The organism is Glaciimonas sp. GG7 (assembly GCF_052976905.1).
Genome location: NZ_JBRIIQ010000044.1, coordinates 12,496 through 34,596, shown reverse-complemented (window position 1 = coordinate 34,596; position 22,101 = coordinate 12,496). Strand labels below are relative to the sequence as shown.

The following is a 22,101-nucleotide window of genomic DNA, read 5'->3' as shown; positions in this document are numbered from 1 at the left end:
CTTTCTTGTTAGAAAGTGCGGCTTTTTATATGGAGAGTTATGGGTTCAAACACCCGCTATACGGGCACTGGCAGACAACTTCATTTGACGTTGATAGCGCAAAACAAGCCACACGCTGGCAATTAACGTTAATAGTTCTGTGATGAGTAAGGCATACCAGATCCCATCACCACCAAAGTACTTGTTAAGCAACCACAACGAACCCAGCAACAATACCCAGCTACGCAACACTGCAATCACCGCCGATGCGCCCGGACGCTCCACCGCCGTCAGATAACCGGCGGCAATCAAATTACAACCCGTCGGCAAGAATGCCAATGCGTACCAAATGATCACCGGTGCCAATACATCCCACGCAGCTCCGCCGTCTGGTAAAAACAAGAATGTCAGTTGCCGCGAAAATACCAGCATCACGACCGCGATCAACGCAGCAACCCCCATCACCAACGATGTCCCGAAAGTAAACACGGTATGCACGGCGCGCGGTTGCTGGGCACCGCGATAAAAACTGATCATCGGCTGCATGGTTTGCACAATACCCATCATGGTGACGACGGCGGCCAGCGTCATGTATTCCAAAATCGCATAGGCTGCCAGTCCGCTCTCACCATAGGCGCCCAAGACCACCCGATTGAATACAAAGACCGTCACAACTGGCGCAATTGCGCCCAGAAATTCGGACGAACCGTTGTACAACATCGTGCCCACCTGGCTGCCGCCCTTAAACGCATTCCAGCAAGGCTTGACGTTTTTGGCTTTATAAAAATGATAGATCAGCATCGTGCCACTGGAAACCATCATGCTGATCCCGGTTGCCAATCCCGCCCCCTTCATACCGTGGGGATTGACGACGATGAAGTAATAATCCAGGACGATATTGACCAAAGCACCAAAAAACATCGCGTACAAGCCAAACGCAGCCGCTTTTGCGCCTTCAGTACGCAAGAAAAACTCCAATGCATACAAGGCCTGCGCAAACAAAATAAACCAGGCGTAGCTACTCAAATAGTCTTCTACGAGTTCGGCCAGATGACCGGTCGCGCCCATCAATTCGGCTATTTTCGCCGTATTCGTCAAAACCACGACGCTCAAAGCAATACCGATAGCAAGCATGCTCCACAAGGCCTGGGTAAATACGCGACGAGCTTCATCATGGCGATTTTCGCCTAAAAGTCGCGCAATCAAGGTCGCGCCCCCGACCCCTATCATCAAGCTCAGTGCATACGGGACGTATATCAAAGGCACCAGCAAATTGAGGGCGGCCAACGATTGCGAGCCCAGATAGCGACCAATAAAAATGCCATCCACGAAGGTATACAAGGTGTAGACCCAACCGGACAGCAATGTCGGAATAGCTAAGACAATAAATTCTTTTAAGAGTGATTTTCGGGAAGTATTTTGCATAAGGTTTTTTCTAAAGCAGGAGTTGTGCATAACGCAAGCAGCGTCTTGAATCTGGTATTACTGCAGGAATATTTTCGCTCAATGTAATCGAAATTGCCCATAAGAAATAGGCATTCCTTAGAGAGGCGCAACTAAAGAACACCCGCATGCTCTGTATGGCAAAGGGCAATGAAATACGGCTATGCAACACACCGTTTTCTGATGACGGCTTCGCGGATTTTGTCGTAGCCAAGATTAAACAGAAAGGTATAAGGCAAGAAAAACAGCACCAAACCGATATCGAGAAAGAATGCGTCGATCAAACTCATATCAAGTCCCCATGCCGCTAATGGAATCACAATCGCAATCAGACCCAACTCAAACGATAGCGCATGCATCACCCGGACCCGGACCGTGCGGACGATCTTAAAACGTCGCTCAAGGCGATCAAAGAAGGTATTAAAAATCACATTCCACACCATGGCGATGAGAGAAATCATCAAGGTCAGCAGACCAGCCTTGGCCATCGACACGCCCATTAACCACGATAAAATCGGGGCGCTGAGAACGACTGCGAGCGCTTCAAAAGATAGTGCATGCAAGCAACGTTCAGCGAAAGTTTTATTGTTATTCATATCAATTCAACACCTTATTTTTTAGGACTTACGGAAAATTGTTCCAGCAAGGCAGACCTTTGATGCCAGTACTTTAGTACTGCTAGGAGGGATAATGCCGCTGGGGCAATTTTGCGTAAGTCCTATTATTCAAAGGTTGCCATTCTCTTGGATTTTATTGATACTACAAAATAGCTAACCATCGGTATTTCCGATCATCAAACCCATATTCCTCATGTCCCACTCTTTAGAATCCCTCTTTATTTTTGTAGAAGCTGCCGCGCAAGGGTCGTTCTCCGCCGCTGCACGCAAACTCAATAAACAGCAATCCACCGTCAGTGAAGCCATTGCCAATCTTGAAATTGATTTAGGGTTATTGCTCTTTGATCGCAGCACGCGCCGACCGACCTTGACCAGTCATGGCAAGGCAATGTTGATTCATGCACAACAAGTTTTGGATGCCAGTGACCGCCTCTCACGCTCAGCCCATCGACTCGCTGATGGATTGGAGCCGACGCTGACGTTGGTGCTCTCGGACACTTACCAATCGAACCGTTTCGAATCGATTTTGCTGGATTTTGAGCGACGTTACCCGGAACTCGAACTCGAATGCATGATCGCCGAACACTCTGACGTGGTGGCCTTGGTGCAAGAGGGACGCGCACAACTTGGCTTAGTCGCCGCGCAACCAGACTATCCGCCCGATGTCGGATTCGAATCGATGGCGGAGCGTTCGGAGATCGGACTGTATGTCGCAAAAAATCATCCCCTGGCAACGGTCCCGCATGTCACAACGGAAATGTTGCGCGAAGCGCGCGAATTACGCCTCAATACCTATCTGGACGATATCGTGGAACGCCGCCGCGGCCTCTGCTGGTCGTCATCGAGCTATTTGTTGTTACTCGAAATGACCGAACTGGGATTCGGCTGGGCTGAACTGCCCCGTTGGCTGGTGCTGCGCTTTGCGGCGGATGCTTTGCTGGAATTGCAGGTACGGGGCTGGCCTAAAACCATTCAGGTCGATGCGGTCTGGTCACGACGCCATGGATTGGGACAGGCCGGAGGTTGGCTGTTGGACACCTTATTGGCTCCTTAAAAACAGCGCCGCAGACATAGTCTGAAACATTTCTTGCCTCAACTGGATGCTGATTTAGCCCTATAATGCAACACTGTTGCAGAATGGCTTTACCTCATCACTCTGTGCTGATCGCATTAAAAAATACGAAAGACAACATGAAACGCGCACTTTCCGGCCCCACCATTAGCACCCTGTTCGCCTCGCTCCTCTGTCTGACACTCTCCCCCGCAATAGCTCACGAAGCCCACGTCCACGGCGTTGGCAAACTCGACGTCGCCGTCGATGGATCGCAACTCACACTGCATCTGGATTCGCCGCTGATGAACCTGTTGGGATTCGAACACGCAGCTACCAGCGCTAAAGATAAACAAGCTGCGCAACAAATGGCCCAGACCTTACGCATGGCAGAAAAAGTATTTGTCGCAACGCCCGCCGCGGCATGCCGACCGGTATCGGTCAAATTGATCTCCGCCGCGCTTGATCCGACATTATTGGGCGAACCTCTGGCATCGGCGGCGATAAATACCCCGGCAGAGCCGGGCCATGCCGACCTCGACGCCGATTTCATTTTCCAGTGTGCGCATCCTGAACGGCTACAGAGCATCGACGTCGCACTCTTCGCACAATTTAAGGGTTTCCAAAAAATTGAGGTCCAAATGGTCACCCCCGAAAAACAGATTGCAGCCACGCTGCTACCATCGGCATCCCGGATTTCCTGGGAATAAAGTGCACACCATCTCATGAGCGAAATCGCCAATCAAATCGTCATCGATTTAGAAAATGTCTCTTTCAGCTGGCCCGGTCAGCCTGCGCCAACTCTGCAAATGGATAGGTTTACAGTTGCGCGTCAGGATCAGGTATTTATCGCCGGTCCCAGCGGCAGCGGCAAAAGCACCTTGCTGGCACTCATAGGTGGAATCGTCGTGCCGCAGCAAGGCAGCATCACCATCCTCGGCACCGAACTCCACAGTATTTCTGCCTCGGCACGGGACCAGTTTCGGGTTGATCACATCGGCTTTATTTTTCAGCAATTCAATTTAATTCCGTATTTATCGATACTCGATAATGTCCTGCTCCCATGCCAGTTTTCACGCTATCGACGGCAACGCGCTCTGGCCCAAGGCAGCACTTTGCGCAACGCCGCCGAGTCGTTGTTAGGCAGTCTCGATCTGGCCCCATCGCTATGGCGCAAACCCGTCACGCAATTATCCATCGGTCAACAACAACGGGTTGCCGCCGCCCGCGCACTGATCGGCCAACCGGAAATCATCGTCGCCGATGAGCCGACCTCCGCGCTTGACGCCGACCGGCAACAACGCTTTCTCGATCTGGTCCAGCGCGAGTGCGAACAAGCCCGCTCCACGCTGCTGTTTGTCAGCCACGATCAACGCCTGGCATCGCGCTTCAGTCATCAACTGGCCTTAAATGAACTCAACCACGCCGCCGTCCCTGAGGATCAGCTATGAACATGTTGATCAAACTAGCCGCACTCAGCGCCTGGAATCGTCGTTTTACTCTGGCCCTGATCATGGTCGCCATCGCCCTCTCCACCACGCTGTTGTTAGGCGTTGAGCGCATCCGCCACGATGTGCGCGAGAGCTTTTCGCAATCCGTCTCTGGCACCGATCTGGTCGTCGGCGCACGCACCAGCTCGGTCCAATTGATGCTGTACGCGATTTTTCACATCGGCGGGGCGACCAACAATATTGGCTGGGACAGCGCGCAAAAACTGGCCCGCAATCCCGCCGTAGCATGGACGATTCCGCTCTCGCTGGGCGACTCGCATCGCGGCTTTCCGGTATTGGCGACCAATGGTAACTATTTCACGCATTTTCATTACGGCGACAAACAACCGCTGCGCTTCGAAGCCGGTCAGCCGTTTCACGACGTCTTTCAAACCGTACTCGGCGCAGACGTTGCCAAACAACTCCATTACCAACTCGGCGACAAAATTACCCTCAGCCACGGCAGCGGCGGCCCGCACCTGATCGAGCATGCCGACAAACCGTTCGTCGTCAGCGGCATTTTGGCCAGCACCGGCACGCCCGTTGACCGCACCGTGCATATCGGACTAGACGCGATGGAAGCCATTCATCTCGATTGGGAAGCTGGTGCACCGATCAAAGGCTTGATGATTCCGTCTGAAATGGTGAAAAAATTCGATCTGACACCCAAAACCGTCACGGCGGTATTGGTCGGACTGAAAAACCGGGCCAGCGTATTTGCCTTGCAACGTGCCATTGCCAACGACAAAGACGATCCGCAAATGGCCGTCTTGCCGGGCGTAGCCCTCGATGAATTGTGGCAAGTCGTCGGCGTCGGTGAAAAAGCACTCTTAGCAGTGTCTGCGATGGTCGTCATCGTCGGACTGGCAGGACTCGTCTCCGCCATCCTCGCCAGCCTCGGCGAACGGCGGCGCGAGCTAGCGATACTGCGCTCGGTCGGCGCGCATCCGATCACGATCTTCTTTCTGTTAGCGCTCGAAGGTGTTGTCGTCATGCTCGTTGGCGTGCTGCTCGGGGTCGTCTTCTTAAACCTCGCCATCCTGTTGCTCGGGCCGCTGCTCGCAACGCAATTTGGCATCGCCATGCATCCGGCCTTGCCGACTACGGGCGAGCTGTGGTTACTGCTGTGGACCATCTGCGGCGGTTTGATCGCCAGTGTATTGCCAGGCTTGCGAGCGTATCGGCTCAGTTTGTCGGACGGCTTGACGCCAAGGGTGTAAAACAAGGTTCATATGAAAAAATATCTATGGATAGGTGCCATCGTCATCGCAGGTCTCGGCACAGGAATAGTCGGCCGGTATATCTATGCCGACCGCGCTGCAACAGCCATGCTGAAAGCGCAAACGGCAGCGCTCGATGGCGGCTATAAAATCGGTGATCGTCTGCAACAAGCACCGCTGGTCGCATCAACCCCAAGCCAACCCATGCCAGCGAAGGTGGCATCACCCTATCAAGAAATCCAATGGGAACAACTCGCCCCCGCCAGTTGGGACCCTATGAAACCGTTCAAGGGCATCGATTTCAGCAAACTTGAGGATGACGATCCACGTGCCCAGGCAGCGCTGGAAAAGGCCAAAGAATACTGGAAAGACGCCCCGATCAACTCCGCCATGGATGGAAAACCCATCAAGATTCCAGGCTTTGTCGTATCGCTCGATCGCGAAGGTGAGGCATTAAAAGAATTCTTGCTGGTGCCCTACTTCGGCGGCTGTATTCACGTCCCGCCGCCACCGGCAAATCAGATCATCCACGTCAACAGCATCAAACCCATCAAAGGCGTGCGCACGATGGATGCGGTCTGGATCAGCGGCGTCTTAAAGGTCACGCCAAGCTCGACCGATATGGGCGACGCCGGGTATGCGCTGGTGGCCCAAAGTGTGGAGATGTATAAAGATGGGGATGCTAAATAATCCGATTAAAACCTACCAACATACCATTTTGGTATAAAATAACACCTATGCATGTCATTACCAAACCGACCCTCATTGAATTTTGGACAAAACATCCAGACGCCCAAAGTCCCTTACAAGCCTGGTATCGGACGATGGAAAACCAACTCTTTACCGATTTTAATGACTTGAGAGCGACCTTCGCCTCTGCCGATTATGTCGATGGCCTGACGGTTTTCAACATCGGCGGCAACAAATATCGATTAATCGCGGCGATTCACTACAACCGCAATAAGGTTTACATCCGCGATGTTTTAACGCACAAAGAATATGACCGTAGTAATTGGAAACGGAAAATACAATGAAACACACAATAAGAAGCACCACCAAGGCAGTACCAGAATCGCAAGCCATTCTTAATGCGTGGCTGCCATTTAAACAAATCATCGGCGCTACCTCGGTCCACACCGACGACGAGTACGCACAAGTGAGCGCAACAATTGCCGTACTGCTCGAAGCCGTAGGCGACAACGAGAACCATCCGCTCGCCGATGTATTGGACTATCTTGCCGATCAGGTGAAGGCTTACGAAGATGCGCATTTTCAGATTCCGGAAGCGGAACCGAGCGAGGTTTTACGTTTTTTGATGGAGCAACACGGTCTCAAGCAAGAAGACATGAAAGACTGCGCGCCGCAAAGCCGCATATCTGACATTCTGAGCGGCAAGCGCTCTATCAGCAAAGAGATCGCCAAACGCCTTGCGCATCGCTTTCATGTGCATGCTGATGTGTTTTTATAAGATATCACGCACAACGCCTTGCCCTGCGCGCAAAGATGCGATCGCATTCATCAAACGTTTGGCATTTTCGGACTACGTAAAAGAGAAACGCTGTTTCCAGGTTAAGCGAAGCGACTATAGTGAATTTTGGCAACTACAAAGAATGGTGCTTAATGTATGAGGAAACCACAATGTTGATTGTGTTTGGAGGTTTACCTGGAACTGGAAAAACAACGATTGCGCGAAAGCTGGCACGCAAACTCGCTGCAGTTTATTTACGCATAGATTCGCTAGAACAAGCACTCATCAGAGCCGGTATTAGCCAAGCTGATATCGGATCTTCCGGCTACTTCGCTGGGTATGCCATCGCGGGAGATAATCTGCGCGGTGGGTTAACCGTCATCGTTGATTCGGTGAATCCGTTAAACATCACGCGCAATGCCTGGAGAAATGTAGCGCTTGAAGCTGGCGTAGAGATATTCGAGGTTGAATTGATTTGCACCGACCAAGTAGAACATTGCCGGAGAATTGAGTCACGAATAGCAGACATTTCAGGTCATGCACTGCCAGACTGGAAAGCAGTGCTTGAACGTCAATATGATCCTTGGAACCATGATCATGTTGTGTCCGATACCGCCAATATTTCAGTTGACCATGTGGTGAATCAAATCATCAAAAATCTCCCACCAACGATTGGTTTGATCGTTTGATGACAATTACTCACTGTCCATACATTAATCACCCCGGCAACACAATCATCGCCACCAACCCGCCCTCAGGATGATTCTCCAACACTAACTCTCCGCCATGCGCCTGCACGATATTGCGGGCAATCTGATGTATTTTTATAATGTGAGTAATAAATTAATAATGAGAGCGACATTGCGCAATTTGCAGCCTGCCAGATTCAATCGCATAGACTAAGCGATGCTCGTTATCAATCCGTCTTGACCAAAAACCTGATAATTGATGCTTTAAAGGCTCTGGCTTACCAATCCCGGTGTAGGGATCGCGCAGAATATCTTTAATAAGTGCATTAATACGTTTCAACATTAACGTATTACTCGTTTGCCAATATACATAATCTTCCCACCCCTCCTCAGACCACTCAATCCTCATCTGGCAACTCACGCACAACGCCTTGACCAGCTCGCAAAGATTCGATCGATTTCATCAATCGTTTCGCATTTTTGGGGTTACGTAAAAGAAAGGCTGTTTCTTCCAATGCGTTGTAGTCATCTAACGACATCATGACTACCGGATCACCTTTTTGACGCGTAATTAACACCGGGGCGTGATCTTGCCCGACCTTGTCCATCACCGCAGTGAGGTTTTGTCTGGTAAAGCTATAGTTCAATGCATCCATGATTTACTCCTTACAATATGTACTAATATTAGTACAACAATCCGAAAATTGTCAATCCATAAGTTACATCACCCCGGCAACACAATCCTCGCCACCAACCCACCCTCTGGATGATTCGCCAACACTAACTCTCCGTCATGCGCCTGCACAATATTGCGGGCAATCCCCAGCCCAAGTCCCATCCCGCCAGCATTTTGATCGCGCCCATGCGCAAGGCGTAAATAAGGTTGAAACAAACTCCCAAAGGCATCTTCCGGCACACCCGGCCCATGATCGCGAATCTGGATGATGACGGACCGAGCCGCGCCCTGCTGCACCGAAATTTCCACTCTTTCACCATAAAACAGCGCGTTGTCAAACAGGTTCCCAATCGCCCGTTTAAGCGCCAACGGTTTCGCCATCACCGTCAATCCGGCATCAACAAAAGCCACCGCATGCCCGGCCATCCTCGCGTCACGGATCATTCTTTGGATTAGCGCATCGAGCCGGACTTCGGTACGATTCTCATGAATATCGCTGTCCTTGACCGACTGCAACGCGCCTTTGACCATCATGTCGAGCTCATCCAAATCTTCGTGAAATTCCGCCCGCACAGCGTCATCGTCGAGCAGTTCAGTACGGAGTTTTAAGCGCGTAATAGGCGTGCGCAAATCGTGTGAAATAGAGACGAATAAGCGCTCCCGATCTTCCAGATAACGCTTGATCCGCTCCCGCATGGCGCTAAAAGCGCGTGCCGTTTTAACAAACTCGCGGCTTCCGGTGTCAGGCAATTCAGGCACGGTTTCACCTTTGCCAAACGCTTCTGCGGCGTCCGACAATGCCGCCAATGGTCGCGTCGTCCAGCGCACCACAAGAATCGACAGCAGCAACACCGCCGCTAAAGACAGTGCCTGTAATACCAGCCGATCCGGTGACAACGGACTGTCACTGTCGAGAAAATACGGATTCGGCATCAACGCCGCCAGATACAACCATTTACCCGGCTCAAGCTGGGTCTGTATCACTAACACGGGAGCAGGATTGGGCTTGAGCAACAAAATATGCTGCACCCAGTTATCGGGCAAATCGGCAATCTTGAGGCCGTCATCAGACACATTGACCGCATCCGGCCACGCAAACGCCAGCCTGAACGCCGATAAAAAAGGCAGATCTGCGCGTAGTGTTTGCAGCACCGTCTGGCTGGCCATGTCGGCTAACGGATTAGCGCCTATCGATTGCATCTGAATCGGCGCATCATTGGCATTCACAAAAAACCGCGTGCCGCCCATTTCACGCAATTGTTGAATCATGATGGGCCGATAGTTGGCCGGTAAGCTTTTAAAATAGCGGATCGCGCTCGCTGCGCTATGTCCTAAATGCTGGGCGGCGATACGGGTTTCAGTCTCCGATTTAGCACGTAACTGTGCAGCCCAAATCACGCCGCCGACCAGTTGCGTCACCAATACGCCCAGCACCATCACAACAGACAATTGCCCCAGCAAAGACTGCGGCAAACTCCTAGCCAACAGGTGCATCACCATGCGATGGTAAGAAAAGCGTTCCGGTATCGGTTTCAAGTTGCAGAGACCACGACGTCAGCAGAAAACACATAACCTGCGCCACGCACAGTCTTAATCAATTGCGGCGCTTTGCCGTCATCGCTGAGACGGTCGCGCAGCTTGCTGATTTGCACGTCGAGCGAACGATCCAGGGGGCCGGAATCACGACCGCGGGTTTCTTCAAACAACACGCTACGCTCGAGAATCGCGCCGGGATGGGCGACAAAATATTTCAATAGTTGATAGTCCAGACCCGTCAGCGCAACGAGCCGCTGATCGGCATCAAGCACCGTGCGCTCCACGGTATCGAGCGTAAAACCCAGAAACCGATAATAACGCGGCGTAGTCGCCGTCTCGATACCCATGCGACGGTGGATCGCCTTGATCCGCGCTAACAATTCGCGCGGGCTGTAAGGCTTGCCCATGTAATCATCGGCCCCCAACTCCAGGCCGACGACGCGGTCGGTTTCATCCGAGCTGGCGGTGAGCATAATAATCGGCACGTTAGAACGGCGGCGGACGATTTTGCATAATGCAAAGCCATCCGTGTCCGGCAGCATGACGTCCAGAATCACCAGCGATAACGTATCCGCACTGCGCTGGAACTCCGCCAGAAAGGTCGCACCGTCATGCGCTAGCGTGACCTCATATTGATTTTTTTCCAGATACGCTTTCAACAACGCCAAAGTTTTATGGTCATCGTCCACAATCAAAATTTTACGCATAAGATTTATTCGTCGTTAGTCTATTTAAGCGCACTACGCGCAATCGCCGCCAGCCGCCGCTGCGCATCGATTTCAGTGATGTTGTCATCCATAAAAAAGCGCCGCACTTCGGCCACGATGGCGTCTTTCGTCATCTCATCGGTTGCCATTCTGTGCACCAGACTAGGCGCTTGAAATGCCGCCCCTTTACTAAAACTGCGCCACGACGCTAAAGAACAACTATCCATGGTTGACATGTTCGGCGAGCGCCAGACCGAGATCGCGCCCTTACGTTGGTTGTAATCCGTCTGGACCGCCTCAGACATCGCAATCTGTGCCAACTTTTCCTGTGCCGCCTGATGTCCGTAATTACCGGCAAACATCGCCAGCGTATCGACGCTATACAAATGGTAGTCAGCCGTCCCCGGCACCGTGCTACAGCCAAAATCCACATCGGTCTGCCGCCCCCATGCATGCAACGCCCCCTTGGCCCAATCGCCCATCACCAGCATTGCAGCATCGCCATGCGCAAGTTGCCGCGTCACCATATTCCACGGCTGCTCTTTGATAGGCTTTGGCATCCACTGTTTGAGTCCGCGCAAGCGTTTTAAGGCATCGATCAGGCGGGGATCGTCGTAAGCCCGGGCCTGCATCGCAACGAACAATTGCCGATAAAACGCCGGACCGCTTTCTGCCAGTACCAGCGTCTCAAACAAGGTCGCTACCTGCCACGCCTCACTACTTTGCGCCAACGGCACGATGCCAGCCTGTTTTAATGTCGCGGCCACGCGATCAAAGTCGTCCCACGTCGTTGGCACCGACAAACCGAGCCGATCAAATATTTTACGGTTATAAAACAGCGTATTAATCCGATGTATCCCCAATGGCGCGGCCACGACGTGATCCCGAATTTGCACCAATGACAAGACCGTCGGAAACAACAACTTTTTCCAATCGTTGGCCGTCGATACATCGTCGAGTTCCAGCAATAAACCCAAGTCTGCCCATTCACCGAACACCACGCCGTTGAGCTGGGCTGCTTCCGGTGCATCGCCAGCGAGAATTTTGCTCTTGAGCACTTTACTGGCACCGAGTCCTGCCCCGCCCGGAATGGCGGCATCGCGCCAGACGATATGCTCTTCTGCCAGTTTATCGATCAGCACCTTGACCGCCTGACGTTCGCCGTCAGAAGTCCACCAATGCAATACCTGTAGCGATGAAGTTGGCTGAGAGTTTTCCGGAGCCACCGGCGGCGTAACGCGACGCATAGCCCCGTAAGACAATCCCGGCACCAGCGCGCCCGCCACCACGATGGATAACGCAGCAAGCAACACGCTTGTTTGTATTTTTATAGCTCTGATCATTTTTATCTTGTCCCCACCTCGCGGACGACTATAACGTAAGTTGACGATGTTTTAAGCGCGTTCATGCACGGAATTTGCCGCACCTGATGGGTCAGAATATGGTCATTTTTGTAAAGATTTGTAAAGTTAAATGAATTTTCATTTCGATATCAAAAAATCTTACCCATACAAGCCAGACCTGCGCTGTGCGCAATGTAAATATATGTAATGCCAGCGCTGCCCACATCGTCTCAAAATAAAAAATTATCTATATTAATCAATTACTTATTGATAATTTAAGACTGAAAAAAGTGACTATAGCCGCGCAACAAAGATAGTGATACTGTCCTTTCGCCGAGCCAACACAACAACCAAAGAGTTGGGCTCACAAAGCTTCGCCCCATCACAAACAGGAGACAAACCATGCATACCATCCGTAATGCTGTTCTCAGCACGATTGCCACCCTTGCCGCATGCACCGCCATCAGTACCGCCCAGGCCGGTACGCTGACCATCGAAAGCTGGCGCGTCGATGACAAAGCGTTATGGGAAGGCATACTGATCCCTGCCTTTGAGAAGAAAAATCCCGGGATCAAAGTCAAGTTTTCACCAACCGCCCCCACCGAATACGACTCCACCCTGACCGCGCGTCTGGCGGGCGGCACCGCCGGTGATCTGGTCGCCTGCCGTCCCTTTGACGTTTCGCTGTCCCTATATAACAAAGGCCAGCTGGAAAAACTTGATGGCAAAGCGGGCATGGAAAACTTCCCCGCCTCCGCCAAAGTTGCATGGCAAACCGATGACGGCAAAGACACCTTCTGCATGCCGATCGCCTCCGTGATGCACGGCTTCCTGTACAACCAGAAAATCTTCAAAGAACTCAACCTGCAGCCACCGAAAACAGAAGCCGAATTCTTTAAAGTCCTCGACACCATTAAGGCAAACGGCAAATACACCCCGTTAGCACTCGGCACTGCCGATCAATGGGAATCCAACCAGGTCATGTTTACCGGCATCGGCCCCAATTATTGGAAAGGTGAAGAAGGCCGTAAAGCGCTGATCTCGGGCAAAGCAAAATTCACCGATCCGCAATTTGTCGCCGCGTTCGACTACGAAGCAAAACTTGGTAAATATCTCGGCAAAGGTGCCAGCGCACAAACCTACGGCGATAGCCAAAATCAGTTTGCGTTAGGCAAAGGTGCCATCTACCCGACTGGATCGTGGGATATCGCTTACTTCAACACCAACGCTAAATTTGAAATGGGTGTTTTCCCGCCTCCAGTGCCGAAAGCTGGCGATCAGTGCTACATCTCCGACCATAACGATATCGGCGTGGGCATCAACAAAAAGTCTAAAAATAAAGAAGACGCCTATAAATTTCTGGCATGGCTGGGTTCGCAAGAATTTGCCGATATCTACACCAACAAGGTCACCGGCTTCTTCTCGTTATCAAATCATTTGATTTCGGTCAAAGACCCGATTGCCAAACAAATGATCGACTGGCGCAAAACCTGCTCGTCCACCATCCGCCTGAACTCGCAAATTCTTAACCGCGGCACGCCGAGTATGGAAAACGAGCTCTGGAACGTCAACGCGCAAGTATTGAACGGCAAATTAGCGCCGAAAGATGCTGCCGCGCAAATCCAGGCTGGCTTTGCTAAATGGTATAAGCCGCAGCAAAAATAATCGGCAGGATGACTGGAGCGTTGAAATACGGTGGTGATTGATCTGACCCAAAAGACTCTAGGCTTTTGAAAAATCAACACCAACCATTCGAACTGAGTAGCCCAAGGGCGTATCGAAGTTATCGCTGACTCAAGCAACCCTTCGATACGCCCTATGGGCTACTCAGGGCGAACGGTAAGGGTAATTCGACGTAGGGTTGATTTAGGAACCTTATCCTCAACTTCACTCTTTAGACTCCCTGCCTTCGACTCAAATAGTACGTCTGGAGACCCCCAGTGAAAAAACCATTCCCCTGGCATATCGCGATTTTTCTCGCGCCAGCGGTGATCATCTATTCGATGTTCAGCGCCCTGCCGCTGCTCGACACCCTGCGGCTCAGCTTTTACACCACCAGCGACGCTGGCGTGCATAGCTTCGTCGGGCTTGCCAACTATCACACCATCCTGTTCGATTCCGACTGGTCAACCGCGTTTTGGAATGCGATGTGGAATAACGTGAAATTTTTTGCCATTCACATGCTGATACAAAACCCGATCGGACTCTTGCTGGCAACGCTGTTTAGCCTCAAAGGCTTGCGCTGGGCGCGTACCTACCGGACATTGATTTTTTTGCCGACATTACTATCGGTCGTCATCATTGGCTTTATCTGGCAATTGATTCTGTCGCCACTCTGGGGCGTGGGTGAAAAACTGATGGGCTTTGTCGGCATGGCGGACTTCTTCGCCCCGTGGCTGGGCCAACAATCGACCGCCTTAATAACGCTGGCCTTGATTTCGGTCTGGCAATACATCGGCATCCCGATGATGCTCATCTATGCCGCCTTGCTTGCCGTCCCGGAAGAAGTGCTGGAAGCCGCTTACGCCGAAGGAGCTGGTGCATGGCACATCTTCTGGCAAATCAAACTTCCGTTGATTTTGCCCACCTTGGGACTCGTCACAATTCTGACTTTTGTCGCCAATTTCAATGCATTTGATTTGATCTATTCAGTCAAGGGCGCACTGGCCGGGCCGAATTATTCTTCCGATTTGCTGGGTACATTTTTTTATCGCACCTTCTTTGGTTATCAGGCGCAAGTCGGCAGTCCGACCATGGGCGCGGCGGTCGCAACGCTGATGTTTCTGGTGATTTTGATTGGCGTGGCGGTCTACTTTTATGTCATCCAGCGCAAGCTCACGCGCTATGAGCTGTAAGGATATGCTATGACCTCAACCACCCTTCCACCCCAAGCGCGGCGCTCGTTCCATAAAATCGGTCGCATCTGGGTACATATCGTGCTATGCGGCTATGCCGTCATTGCGCTGTTTCCGATAGCGCTGATCCTGATCAATTCAATCAAGTCACGCGACGCTATTTTCGACAATCCGCTAGCACTCCCAACCATCGATACGTTCTCGCTGATCGGTTTCGAAAAGGTCCTCACCAACACCAACTTCATGCTGTATTTCAGCAATAGCCTGATCGTGACATTGGGCGCATTGCTGCTGATCGTTCTGTTCGGCGCAATGGCCGGTTGGGCGCTCTCGGAATACACCTTCCCCGGCAACAGGATGATGGCACTCTATCTGGCGCTTGGCATCATGATCCCGATCCGGCTTGGCACGGTATCGATCTTGCAATTAGTCGTCGCGCTTAATCTGATCAATACCCGTACCGCCTTGATACTGGTCTATACCGCGCAAGGCTTGCCGCTGGCGGTGATGATTCTGTCCGAATTTATCCGTCAGATACCCAAGGAATTAAAGGAGGCCGCACGCTGCGACGGCGTCGGCGAATTCAAGATATTTTTTCAGATTATCTTGCCGCTCATTCGCCCCGCGATTGCCACCGTTGCCGTCTTCACCATGATCCCGGCCTGGAATGATCTTTGGTTTCCCTTGATTCTGGCCCCCGGCGACGACACCAAAACCGTCACCCTCGGCGTGCAGCAATTCATTGGTCAATACGTTACCGACTGGAACTCCGTGCTGGCCGCGTTATCAATGGCGGTGATTCCGATTCTGATTCTGTACGTACTGTTCTCGCGTCAATTAATCCGCGGCCTGACTTCCGGCGCAGTGAAATAAGAAAGTAAACATGGCTAACGTTAGTATCAAACAACTCAGAAAATCCTACGACGGCAAGCAAGATGTCTTGGCTGGCATCAATCTCGAAGTCGAAGATGGCGAATTTTGCGTGCTGGTCGGCCCCTCCGGCTGCGGCAAATCGACTTTGCTACGCATGCTGTGCGGCTTGGAGGACATTACCGATGGCGAGCTATCCATCGGCGATCAAATCGTCAATCACCTGCCGCCAGCCGAGCGCGGTATTGCGATGGTGTTTCAAAGCTATGCGCTCTATCCGCACATGACCGTGTATAAAAACATGGCGTTCGGGCTTAAAGTCGCCGGGACCGATAAAACTGCGATCGATCAGCAAATCCGCCACGCCGCCGAGATTCTGAAGATCGATCATTTGCTCGATCGACTCCCGCGTGAGCTCTCCGGCGGTCAGCGCCAACGGGTTGCCATCGGGCGTGCGATTGTGCGTAAGCCAAGGTTATTTCTATTCGATGAGCCGCTCTCCAATCTGGACGCCGCCCTGCGCGTACAAACCCGGCTTGAGATCGCCAAACTGCATCGCCAGCTGGGCGCCACCATCGTCTACGTTACCCACGATCAGGTTGAGGCAATGACCTTGGGCGACAAAATCGTCGTCATGAACGATGGCAACATCCAGCAATCAGGCACACCGCTGTCGCTGTATCAGCAACCGGAAAATCTCTTTGTGGCGACCTTTATCGGTTCCCCAAAAATGAATTTATTGCCGGGATTGGTGAGCGCCATCGAAGCCGATAGCATCAAAGTCCAATTAGACGGCGGCCAGGAAGTGCGCGCCGATGTCTGCGTCACCGCAGCCAATGGGCTTCTCCGCATCGGCGATCCGGTCACTCTGGGATTGCGGGCCGAGCACATTGTAGAAAACGCTGCCGGCAGTGAAATCTTCAGCGCCACCGTCAACATCGTCGAGCATCTTGGAGAAGCTAATTTCATCTACGCCACGCTACCAAACGGGCAAGATATTGTGGTGCGCGGGGATGGCAACAATACCGTGCGCATTGGTGAGAATATCGCCCTCTCAGCGGCCAGCAGCGCCTTCCATGCCTTTGATGCCAACGGCTGCGCGCTGCGCCGGAACAAACCCGGGAATCTGATTTCATCAAAACCATAATGACGGAGGTAAACATTGGTAAACTTTATGCTTCCCCAACCAAACAGGACTTGAAGTGAATACAGTGCTGAACTCACATTACGATTATCTGATCGGCGTCGACGGCGGCGGTACCAAAACCCACGTGCGTATCGAACATGCGGATGGCACACCCTTAGCCGAAGTCACCAGCGGACCCTCTGCGCTGATGCATGGCCGTGATATCGCCAGGATGGCCATCATGGCAGCGATTACAGAAGGCTTTGACAAAGCCGCAATCCCATTGCCGCCCCTCAAAACAATGGCAGTCGGTTTTGGCTTATCAGGGGTGAATGTCCCGACATGGGCGACGGAGTTCAGCGCCAAAAACTCCGGCTTCGGCAGCATTGTTGTGGCGTCCGACGCCATTACAACGCTACTCGGTGCGCATCAAGGTCAACCGGGCGCGATTATCGCTGTCGGTACCGGCAGCATCGGTGCGGTGCTGCGCTACGATGGAACGCAACAGATCATCGGCGGCTGGGGTTTCCCGTCCGGAGACGAGGCCAGCGGCGCATGGCTCGGCCTGTTAGCGATCAATTATGTGCAACAAGTCTTCGACGGACGTGCGCAAAGTTGTCCTTTAGCTGACAGCGTGATCACGCATTGCGGCGGCAATCCACGTGGGCATGAAGGCCACATGCGCGACAGCGTGCTCAACTGGCTGGGGCAGGCTAATCAAAGCAAATATGCGCAATTAGCCCCCTTGATCATCGAACATGCTGCACGCGATAAAGTTGCGCAGGCGATGCTCGACCGGGCCGCTGGCGAAATCGGAAAAATGGCGGCGGCACTAGATCCATGGGGACAATTGCCGTTAGCGTTATGCGGTGGCTTGGGGGCTGTGCTGCTGAACTATCTGCCGCCGACCCTGCAACAACGCAGCTCTCTGCCGCAAGCCGATTCGGCGGCGGGTGGATTGCTACTGATTCGTCAACATCTTGCGGAGAAATACTGATGACCTCAGTCACCCAACTGCATGGCAATGTACTCACGCCAACCGGCTGGATCGCCGGGGCGATCAGCTTCGCTGAACTGATCACGGATATCAGCGGTGAGGCCATTGACCTCGATCCTGATCAAATTATGCCTGACGACGGTGTCTACATTTTGCCCGGCTTCATCGATCTGCACGTCCACGGCGGCGGTGGACAGGACGTCATGAACGCAGGCGACGCCGTCAATATCATCGCAAAAATGCACGCGCAACACGGTACCACCAGCATGCTGGCAACCACCATGACCGCACCCATTGCCGACCTTGAAGCCGCACTCAGCGCCATCGGCCGCGCCTGTCTGACCCGCTGCCACGGCGGCGCACGGGTACTGGGCGCGCATTTGGAAGGCCCCTACATCAATCCCGGCAAACTCGGCGCGCAGCCCGACTTTGCCATTGAAGCCACCCTCGAACAAGTTGACTGGCTGCGCAGCTTTGCGCCCCTCAAACTCATTACGATCGCACCGGAAGTCGATGGTCATCTGGACTTGGTCAAGACCCTCAGCACAAGCGGCATGCGGGTGCAAATCGGGCATACGTTGGGAACTTACGAAGATGGCCTGGCTGCGCTCAACAATGGCGCGACCGGATTTACGCATCTGTTCAACGCCATGAGCCCCTTTCACCATCGCGCACCGGGCATGGCGGGTGCAGCATTAGCGCATGCCGAATACGCCGAGCTCATTCCCGATCTGTTGCACGTCCATCCCGGCGCAATCAGGGCCGCATTGCGCGCCATTCCGCGTCTATATTGCGTGACCGACTCCACCGCAGCATCGGGCATGCCCGATGGCGAATACATGCTGGGACGACAAATCGTCCATAAATGCATGGGCGGCGTGCGCCTTGCCGACGGCACGCTCGCCGGTAGCACGCTGACGATGGATCAGGCCTTGCGTAACTTAGTCGCACTAGGACTCGATCTGGCCGAAGCCTCTTTACGTTGCGCCACCTATCCGGCCGATTATCTTGGAATGAGCGAACGCGGTCGCCTCAAAACCGGCTGCTTCGCCGACATTCTGGTGTTCGATCACCAGCTCAACCTCACCGCAGTGTATGTAGAAGGAGAACAGATTGACCTCAAGCTCATTGATGCTTAAAGAAGCACGCTCGGCCAGCGCGCAAGTCACCATTCAGCTCTCACAGGAAAGGGATCGCTATGCCGAACTCGGTCGTCGTTTGCGCGCTGCACCGCCGACCAGCATTCTGACCGTAGCACGTGGCAGCTCGGACCACGCCGCCAGTTACTGCGCCTACCTCATCATGGCGCGACTTGGCCGCATCGTCGCCTCTTTGCCTATGTCGTTGGTCACCCTGAACAACGCACCACTGCAAGCGCGTGATGCCTTGGCGATTGCAATCTCGCAATCCGGGCAAAGCCCCGATGTCATCCTGCCGACACAGTATTTCCGGGATGGCGGTGCCACCACGGTGGCCTTGGTCAACGACGCCGCATCGCCACTGGCCGCCAGCGCCGAATGGACCATGCCGCTGTACGCCGGCGCCGAGCGCAGCATCGCCGCGACCAAAAGTTTTATCGCCAGCTTAGTCGCCAGTGCATTACTCACAGCACATTGGCAAGACGATCCGGCATTCCTGGCCGCGCTGGAAACATTGCCCGAGGCATTAGAAGCGGCCAGCCATTGCGACTGGTCAGCCGCACTAGAAGTCCTCACGCCAGCGACCAACATCATGGTCGTCGGACGCGGCATCAGCTTCCCGCTGGCGCTCGAATCGGCATTGAAATTCAAAGAAACCTCCGCCATCCAAGCCGAAGCATTTAGTGGTGCTGAAATCAAACACGGCCCCATGGCGTTGATCGACGAAGGCTACCCGTTACTGATTTTCGCCACCCGTGGCCCCACGCAAAGTGGTTTGCTGACACTGGCCGAAGAAATGCGCGCACGCGGCGCCAAAGTATTGTTAGCCGCACCCGATGATATCCCCGCGCGCGATCTGACACTCCCCATTGCGGCCACGCCCGACCTCGATCCTATCGTCGCCATTCAGGCGTTTTATGTCATGGCCGCGCAACTATCCATTGCACGCGGGATGGATCCGGATCGGCCGCGGCATCTTAGTAAGGTAACTAAAACCAGTTAAGCATCTTTGGGACAACGAAATGGAGCCAAATCTATACATCACCAAGCTGGTAGAAATGGCGACTTTCGTTCTTGTCGTAGAAAAAGGAAGTTTCTCTGCTGCTGCCGCTCAACTTGGCATAACGCCCTCAGCGGTAAGCCGTCAGATTACGCGGCTTGAGCGGACACTTTCTACGCGGCTACTAGAGAGATCTACGCGCAAGCTCCGACTAAGCGAGGCTGGAGTTGAAGCCTTTAAACGTTGTCGGGAAATGGTGCTGGCTGCACGGTCCGTTATGGACATCGGCGAAGCATCCTGTGACGAAGCACAGGGGCTCATCAGGATGAGCCTGCCAAAGGCGTTTGGACGCTTTGTTATTCACCCGCACATACCGAAGTTTCTACACCGATATCCGAAGGTAAACATTCAACTGATGTTGAGTAATCGCCATATTGATCTGATCGACGATCAAATGGACTTGATGATCCGCATAACAGATCAGCCGCCCCTGGGCTTAGCAGGACGCCCGCTCATGCAAGTCAAGCACGTCATTGTTGCCTCGAGTCAATATCTCAAGACAATGGGGACACCGCTTCATCCCCTCGAACTGTCTGAACACAATTGTTTATATCTCGGCGAGAACACCCATGATCGTCGCTGGAAGTTTCAAAGGGGAGCGGAGTCAGTGACGATCACGATCAAGGGAAGGTATGCCGCCAATGATGCCGACGTGCAATTGGATAGCGTGCGTCAAAACCTGGGTATTGCCAGTCTGCCGTTGTTTACTGCCAGAGATGCCATTAAAGAAGGAACCATCGTCACCGTATTACCTGAATGGGATTTCAATACATCGTATTGCGGGACCGCATGGATTCTTTACGCCCCTACCCGCTATCTCGCCGCCAAATCACGTGCTTTTATCGACTATATTTCAGATTGTCTAAAGACAGAATCCGCGTTAAAAAATTAATTCTTCCACCGGGTACTCTCTACAATTTGTCATTTTGAATACCTATCTTTTTTCCATTTTTCGCCATTCAGTTGTGAATTTTATTTTCCTTAAAGCAAATAATTAAAATAGAAACTAGTATTAATACTATTGAAAAACAAAAACTTAGCGTAATTTCCTCGCCGAGAATAATATTAGAAAAAATGACACCGAACACTAACGAAAGCAGGGACGCATAAGAGGCAAACTCAGATCCTTTATTTTTTATCAAAGAAAACCATAAGTAAAATACAAAAGCGCTGCCAAACAAACCAACATATATTGAAACAAGGATTGCAGACAATTCCATTTCAAAATTCCCAATAGAATTATCAACAAATATATAAACTATTAAAATCAATACAAAAGACACTAAAAACTGCAAGGTAGTTGATATTACTAATGGAATATCTGTTTTATAAATACCAGTAAAAAAAGTACCTATAGCCCATACAAATGCACTAATTAAAATAAGTGCCTCTCCAATACCAAATCCTTGTTTATACACAATGCCATATATAGATAAAGAAGTTAATACTCCAGCCGCTATTGAATATAAGTCAATTTTTTTAATATGTATCATTCTCAATATCGACACCATGCAAGGCATAGAGTAAATCAGTACTAATGATGTTGATGATTTAGAAATAAGTAATGAAAATCCATTTAACATTGGCACTAAAAATATATTAGGTATTGCGAGAAAAAATATTATTATAATATTACATTTATTTTCAAAAATATTTTTTGAAAATGTTTTACGGCACACTATTAACAATGGAATCAAAGCAACACTGGAAGATATCATCCTAAAATTCCATACACCAATTTTTTCTACGGCGAATTTTGTTGCTGGAAAATTTAATCCTAGTATTAATCCGATCAAAATTAATTTAGTAAAATTGCTGCGACATATAGAAACCAA

At 51.8% G+C, this 22,101-nt stretch carries 24 protein-coding genes; 16 read left to right on the top strand and 8 right to left on the bottom strand.

The genetic code is table 11. The annotated features are described in order from the left end of the window. Nucleotides 1-45: 45 nt before the first annotated feature. Nucleotides 46-1,404: an MATE family efflux transporter gene (locus ACVBEF_RS11990; protein ID WP_447124174.1), complete on the bottom strand. Its 1,359-nt coding sequence runs from the start codon at nucleotides 1,402-1,404 to the stop codon at nucleotides 46-48. Nucleotides 1,405-1,583: 179 nt separating this feature from the next. Beyond that, the gene (locus ACVBEF_RS11985) at nucleotides 1,584-2,018 is read right to left on the bottom strand and encodes a multidrug/biocide efflux PACE transporter (protein ID WP_447124173.1); all 435 of its coding nucleotides are present in this window, start codon (nucleotides 2,016-2,018) and stop codon (nucleotides 1,584-1,586) included. A 214-nt stretch (nucleotides 2,019-2,232) separates the two neighbouring features. On the opposite strand from ACVBEF_RS11985, the gene ACVBEF_RS11980 reads away from it, so the two are divergent. The 8 genes from ACVBEF_RS11980 (at nucleotide 2,233) to ACVBEF_RS11945 (ending at nucleotide 7,957) form a co-directional block, all read left to right on the top strand. Beyond that, on the top strand, nucleotides 2,233-3,093 hold the full coding sequence (locus ACVBEF_RS11980) for a LysR family transcriptional regulator (protein ID WP_447124172.1): 861 nt from the start codon (nucleotides 2,233-2,235) through the stop codon (nucleotides 3,091-3,093). A 137-nt stretch (nucleotides 3,094-3,230) separates the two neighbouring features. Beyond that, nucleotides 3,231-3,800: a DUF2796 domain-containing protein gene (locus ACVBEF_RS11975; protein WP_447124171.1), complete on the top strand. Its 570-nt coding sequence runs from the start codon at nucleotides 3,231-3,233 to the stop codon at nucleotides 3,798-3,800. A 15-nt stretch (nucleotides 3,801-3,815) separates the two neighbouring features. Next, the gene (locus tag ACVBEF_RS11970; RefSeq protein ID WP_447124170.1) at nucleotides 3,816-4,541 is read left to right on the top strand and encodes an ABC transporter ATP-binding protein; all 726 of its coding nucleotides are present in this window, start codon (nucleotides 3,816-3,818) and stop codon (nucleotides 4,539-4,541) included. Then, nucleotides 4,538-5,800: an ABC transporter permease gene (locus ACVBEF_RS11965; protein ID WP_447124169.1), complete on the top strand. Its 1,263-nt coding sequence runs from the start codon at nucleotides 4,538-4,540 to the stop codon at nucleotides 5,798-5,800. The genes ACVBEF_RS11970 and ACVBEF_RS11965 overlap by 4 nt, the downstream gene beginning before the upstream one ends. 12 nt (nucleotides 5,801-5,812) lie before the next feature. Further along, nucleotides 5,813-6,490 carry a DUF3299 domain-containing protein gene (locus tag ACVBEF_RS11960; protein WP_447124168.1) on the top strand — a complete coding sequence of 226 codons (678 nt, stop codon included), beginning with the start codon at nucleotides 5,813-5,815 and terminating at the stop codon, nucleotides 6,488-6,490. Nucleotides 6,491-6,537: 47 nt separating this feature from the next. Then, entirely contained in the window at nucleotides 6,538-6,834 is a 297-nt protein-coding gene (locus tag ACVBEF_RS11955; protein ID WP_447124167.1) for a type II toxin-antitoxin system HigB family toxin, read from the top strand. Beyond that, on the top strand, nucleotides 6,831-7,268 hold the full coding sequence (locus ACVBEF_RS11950; RefSeq protein WP_447124166.1) for a helix-turn-helix domain-containing protein: 438 nt from the start codon (nucleotides 6,831-6,833) through the stop codon (nucleotides 7,266-7,268). Before ACVBEF_RS11955 ends, ACVBEF_RS11950 begins: the two co-directional genes overlap by 4 nt. Before the next feature lie 170 nt (nucleotides 7,269-7,438). Beyond that, nucleotides 7,439-7,957, top strand: a complete 519-nt coding sequence (locus ACVBEF_RS11945) for an AAA family ATPase (protein WP_447124165.1) — start codon at nucleotides 7,439-7,441, stop codon at nucleotides 7,955-7,957. A 154-nt stretch (nucleotides 7,958-8,111) separates the two neighbouring features. Here the strand turns inward: ACVBEF_RS11945 and ACVBEF_RS11940 are convergent, their stop codons facing one another. From ACVBEF_RS11940 to ACVBEF_RS11920, 5 genes are all read right to left on the bottom strand, one after another. After that, nucleotides 8,112-8,366, bottom strand: a complete 255-nt coding sequence (locus tag ACVBEF_RS11940; protein ID WP_447124177.1) for a Txe/YoeB family addiction module toxin — start codon at nucleotides 8,364-8,366, stop codon at nucleotides 8,112-8,114. After that, nucleotides 8,356-8,613: a type II toxin-antitoxin system prevent-host-death family antitoxin gene (locus tag ACVBEF_RS11935; RefSeq protein ID WP_447124164.1), complete on the bottom strand. Its 258-nt coding sequence runs from the start codon at nucleotides 8,611-8,613 to the stop codon at nucleotides 8,356-8,358. Before ACVBEF_RS11935 ends, ACVBEF_RS11940 begins: the two co-directional genes overlap by 11 nt. 68 nt (nucleotides 8,614-8,681) lie before the next feature. Then, entirely contained in the window at nucleotides 8,682-10,133 is a 1,452-nt protein-coding gene (locus ACVBEF_RS11930; protein WP_447124176.1) for an ATP-binding protein, read from the bottom strand. Nucleotides 10,134-10,165: 32 nt separating this feature from the next. Beyond that, a complete protein-coding gene (locus ACVBEF_RS11925; protein WP_447124163.1) occupies nucleotides 10,166-10,876 on the bottom strand; it encodes a response regulator in 711 nt (236 codons plus the stop codon). A gap of 20 nt (nucleotides 10,877-10,896) precedes the next feature. Continuing rightward, on the bottom strand, nucleotides 10,897-12,219 hold the full coding sequence (locus ACVBEF_RS11920) for an ABC transporter substrate-binding protein (protein WP_447124162.1): 1,323 nt from the start codon (nucleotides 12,217-12,219) through the stop codon (nucleotides 10,897-10,899). A 402-nt stretch (nucleotides 12,220-12,621) separates the two neighbouring features. Here ACVBEF_RS11920 and ACVBEF_RS11915 point away from each other — a divergent pair, with 402 nt between their 5' ends. The 8 genes from ACVBEF_RS11915 (at nucleotide 12,622) to ACVBEF_RS11880 (ending at nucleotide 21,158) form a co-directional block, all read left to right on the top strand. Next, nucleotides 12,622-13,884 carry an ABC transporter substrate-binding protein gene (locus tag ACVBEF_RS11915; RefSeq protein WP_447124161.1) on the top strand — a complete coding sequence of 421 codons (1,263 nt, stop codon included), beginning with the start codon at nucleotides 12,622-12,624 and terminating at the stop codon, nucleotides 13,882-13,884. Nucleotides 13,885-14,159: 275 nt separating this feature from the next. Then, nucleotides 14,160-15,074, top strand: coding sequence for a carbohydrate ABC transporter permease (locus tag ACVBEF_RS11910; RefSeq protein WP_447124160.1), 915 nt, complete (start codon nucleotides 14,160-14,162; stop codon nucleotides 15,072-15,074). Nucleotides 15,075-15,083: 9 nt separating this feature from the next. After that, nucleotides 15,084-15,947, top strand: a complete 864-nt coding sequence (locus tag ACVBEF_RS11905) for a carbohydrate ABC transporter permease (RefSeq protein ID WP_447124159.1) — start codon at nucleotides 15,084-15,086, stop codon at nucleotides 15,945-15,947. Nucleotides 15,948-15,957: 10 nt separating this feature from the next. Then, nucleotides 15,958-17,091 carry an ABC transporter ATP-binding protein gene (locus ACVBEF_RS11900; RefSeq protein ID WP_447124158.1) on the top strand — a complete coding sequence of 378 codons (1,134 nt, stop codon included), beginning with the start codon at nucleotides 15,958-15,960 and terminating at the stop codon, nucleotides 17,089-17,091. A 55-nt stretch (nucleotides 17,092-17,146) separates the two neighbouring features. Further along, the gene (locus ACVBEF_RS11895) at nucleotides 17,147-18,067 is read left to right on the top strand and encodes a BadF/BadG/BcrA/BcrD ATPase family protein (RefSeq protein WP_447124157.1); all 921 of its coding nucleotides are present in this window, start codon (nucleotides 17,147-17,149) and stop codon (nucleotides 18,065-18,067) included. Further along, nucleotides 18,067-19,206, top strand: a complete 1,140-nt coding sequence (gene nagA / locus ACVBEF_RS11890) for an N-acetylglucosamine-6-phosphate deacetylase (protein WP_447124156.1) — start codon at nucleotides 18,067-18,069, stop codon at nucleotides 19,204-19,206. The genes ACVBEF_RS11895 and nagA overlap by 1 nt, the downstream gene beginning before the upstream one ends. After that, nucleotides 19,199-20,209 carry an SIS domain-containing protein gene (locus tag ACVBEF_RS11885; RefSeq protein WP_447124175.1) on the top strand — a complete coding sequence of 337 codons (1,011 nt, stop codon included), beginning with the start codon at nucleotides 19,199-19,201 and terminating at the stop codon, nucleotides 20,207-20,209. The genes nagA and ACVBEF_RS11885 overlap by 8 nt, the downstream gene beginning before the upstream one ends. A gap of 19 nt (nucleotides 20,210-20,228) precedes the next feature. Further along, the gene (locus ACVBEF_RS11880; protein ID WP_447124155.1) at nucleotides 20,229-21,158 is read left to right on the top strand and encodes a LysR family transcriptional regulator; all 930 of its coding nucleotides are present in this window, start codon (nucleotides 20,229-20,231) and stop codon (nucleotides 21,156-21,158) included. A gap of 67 nt (nucleotides 21,159-21,225) precedes the next feature. Here ACVBEF_RS11880 and ACVBEF_RS11875 read toward each other — a convergent pair whose 3' ends face one another. Then, on the bottom strand, nucleotides 21,226-22,062 hold the full coding sequence (locus ACVBEF_RS11875) for a DMT family transporter (RefSeq protein ID WP_447124154.1): 837 nt from the start codon (nucleotides 22,060-22,062) through the stop codon (nucleotides 21,226-21,228). Nucleotides 22,063-22,101: the final 39 nt, after the last annotated feature.

Excerpts from the sequence above, each read along its gene's own strand:
- ACVBEF_RS11990 (WP_447124174.1), bottom strand. The coding sequence starts at position 1,404 with ATGCAAAATACTTCCCGAAAATCACTCTTAAAAGAATTTATTGTCTTA.
- ACVBEF_RS11985 (WP_447124173.1), bottom strand. The coding sequence starts at position 2,018 with ATGAATAACAATAAAACTTTCGCTGAACGTTGCTTGCATGCACTATCT.
- ACVBEF_RS11980 (WP_447124172.1), top strand. The coding sequence starts at position 2,233 with ATGTCCCACTCTTTAGAATCCCTCTTTATTTTTGTAGAAGCTGCCGCG.
- ACVBEF_RS11975 (WP_447124171.1), top strand. The coding sequence starts at position 3,231 with ATGAAACGCGCACTTTCCGGCCCCACCATTAGCACCCTGTTCGCCTCG.
- ACVBEF_RS11970 (WP_447124170.1), top strand. The coding sequence starts at position 3,816 with ATGAGCGAAATCGCCAATCAAATCGTCATCGATTTAGAAAATGTCTCT.
- ACVBEF_RS11965 (WP_447124169.1), top strand. The coding sequence starts at position 4,538 with ATGAACATGTTGATCAAACTAGCCGCACTCAGCGCCTGGAATCGTCGT.
- ACVBEF_RS11960 (WP_447124168.1), top strand. The coding sequence starts at position 5,813 with ATGAAAAAATATCTATGGATAGGTGCCATCGTCATCGCAGGTCTCGGC.
- ACVBEF_RS11955 (WP_447124167.1), top strand. The coding sequence starts at position 6,538 with ATGCATGTCATTACCAAACCGACCCTCATTGAATTTTGGACAAAACAT.
- ACVBEF_RS11950 (WP_447124166.1), top strand. The coding sequence starts at position 6,831 with ATGAAACACACAATAAGAAGCACCACCAAGGCAGTACCAGAATCGCAA.
- ACVBEF_RS11945 (WP_447124165.1), top strand. The coding sequence starts at position 7,439 with ATGTTGATTGTGTTTGGAGGTTTACCTGGAACTGGAAAAACAACGATT.
- ACVBEF_RS11940 (WP_447124177.1), bottom strand. The coding sequence starts at position 8,366 with ATGAGGATTGAGTGGTCTGAGGAGGGGTGGGAAGATTATGTATATTGG.
- ACVBEF_RS11935 (WP_447124164.1), bottom strand. The coding sequence starts at position 8,613 with ATGGATGCATTGAACTATAGCTTTACCAGACAAAACCTCACTGCGGTG.
- ACVBEF_RS11930 (WP_447124176.1), bottom strand. The coding sequence starts at position 10,133 with ATGGTGATGCACCTGTTGGCTAGGAGTTTGCCGCAGTCTTTGCTGGGG.
- ACVBEF_RS11925 (WP_447124163.1), bottom strand. The coding sequence starts at position 10,876 with ATGCGTAAAATTTTGATTGTGGACGATGACCATAAAACTTTGGCGTTG.
- ACVBEF_RS11920 (WP_447124162.1), bottom strand. The coding sequence starts at position 12,219 with ATGATCAGAGCTATAAAAATACAAACAAGCGTGTTGCTTGCTGCGTTA.
- ACVBEF_RS11915 (WP_447124161.1), top strand. The coding sequence starts at position 12,622 with ATGCATACCATCCGTAATGCTGTTCTCAGCACGATTGCCACCCTTGCC.
- ACVBEF_RS11905 (WP_447124159.1), top strand. The coding sequence starts at position 15,084 with ATGACCTCAACCACCCTTCCACCCCAAGCGCGGCGCTCGTTCCATAAA.
- ACVBEF_RS11900 (WP_447124158.1), top strand. The coding sequence starts at position 15,958 with ATGGCTAACGTTAGTATCAAACAACTCAGAAAATCCTACGACGGCAAG.
- nagA (WP_447124156.1), top strand. The coding sequence starts at position 18,067 with ATGACCTCAGTCACCCAACTGCATGGCAATGTACTCACGCCAACCGGC.
- ACVBEF_RS11885 (WP_447124175.1), top strand. The coding sequence starts at position 19,199 with ATGCTTAAAGAAGCACGCTCGGCCAGCGCGCAAGTCACCATTCAGCTC.
- ACVBEF_RS11880 (WP_447124155.1), top strand. The coding sequence starts at position 20,229 with ATGGAGCCAAATCTATACATCACCAAGCTGGTAGAAATGGCGACTTTC.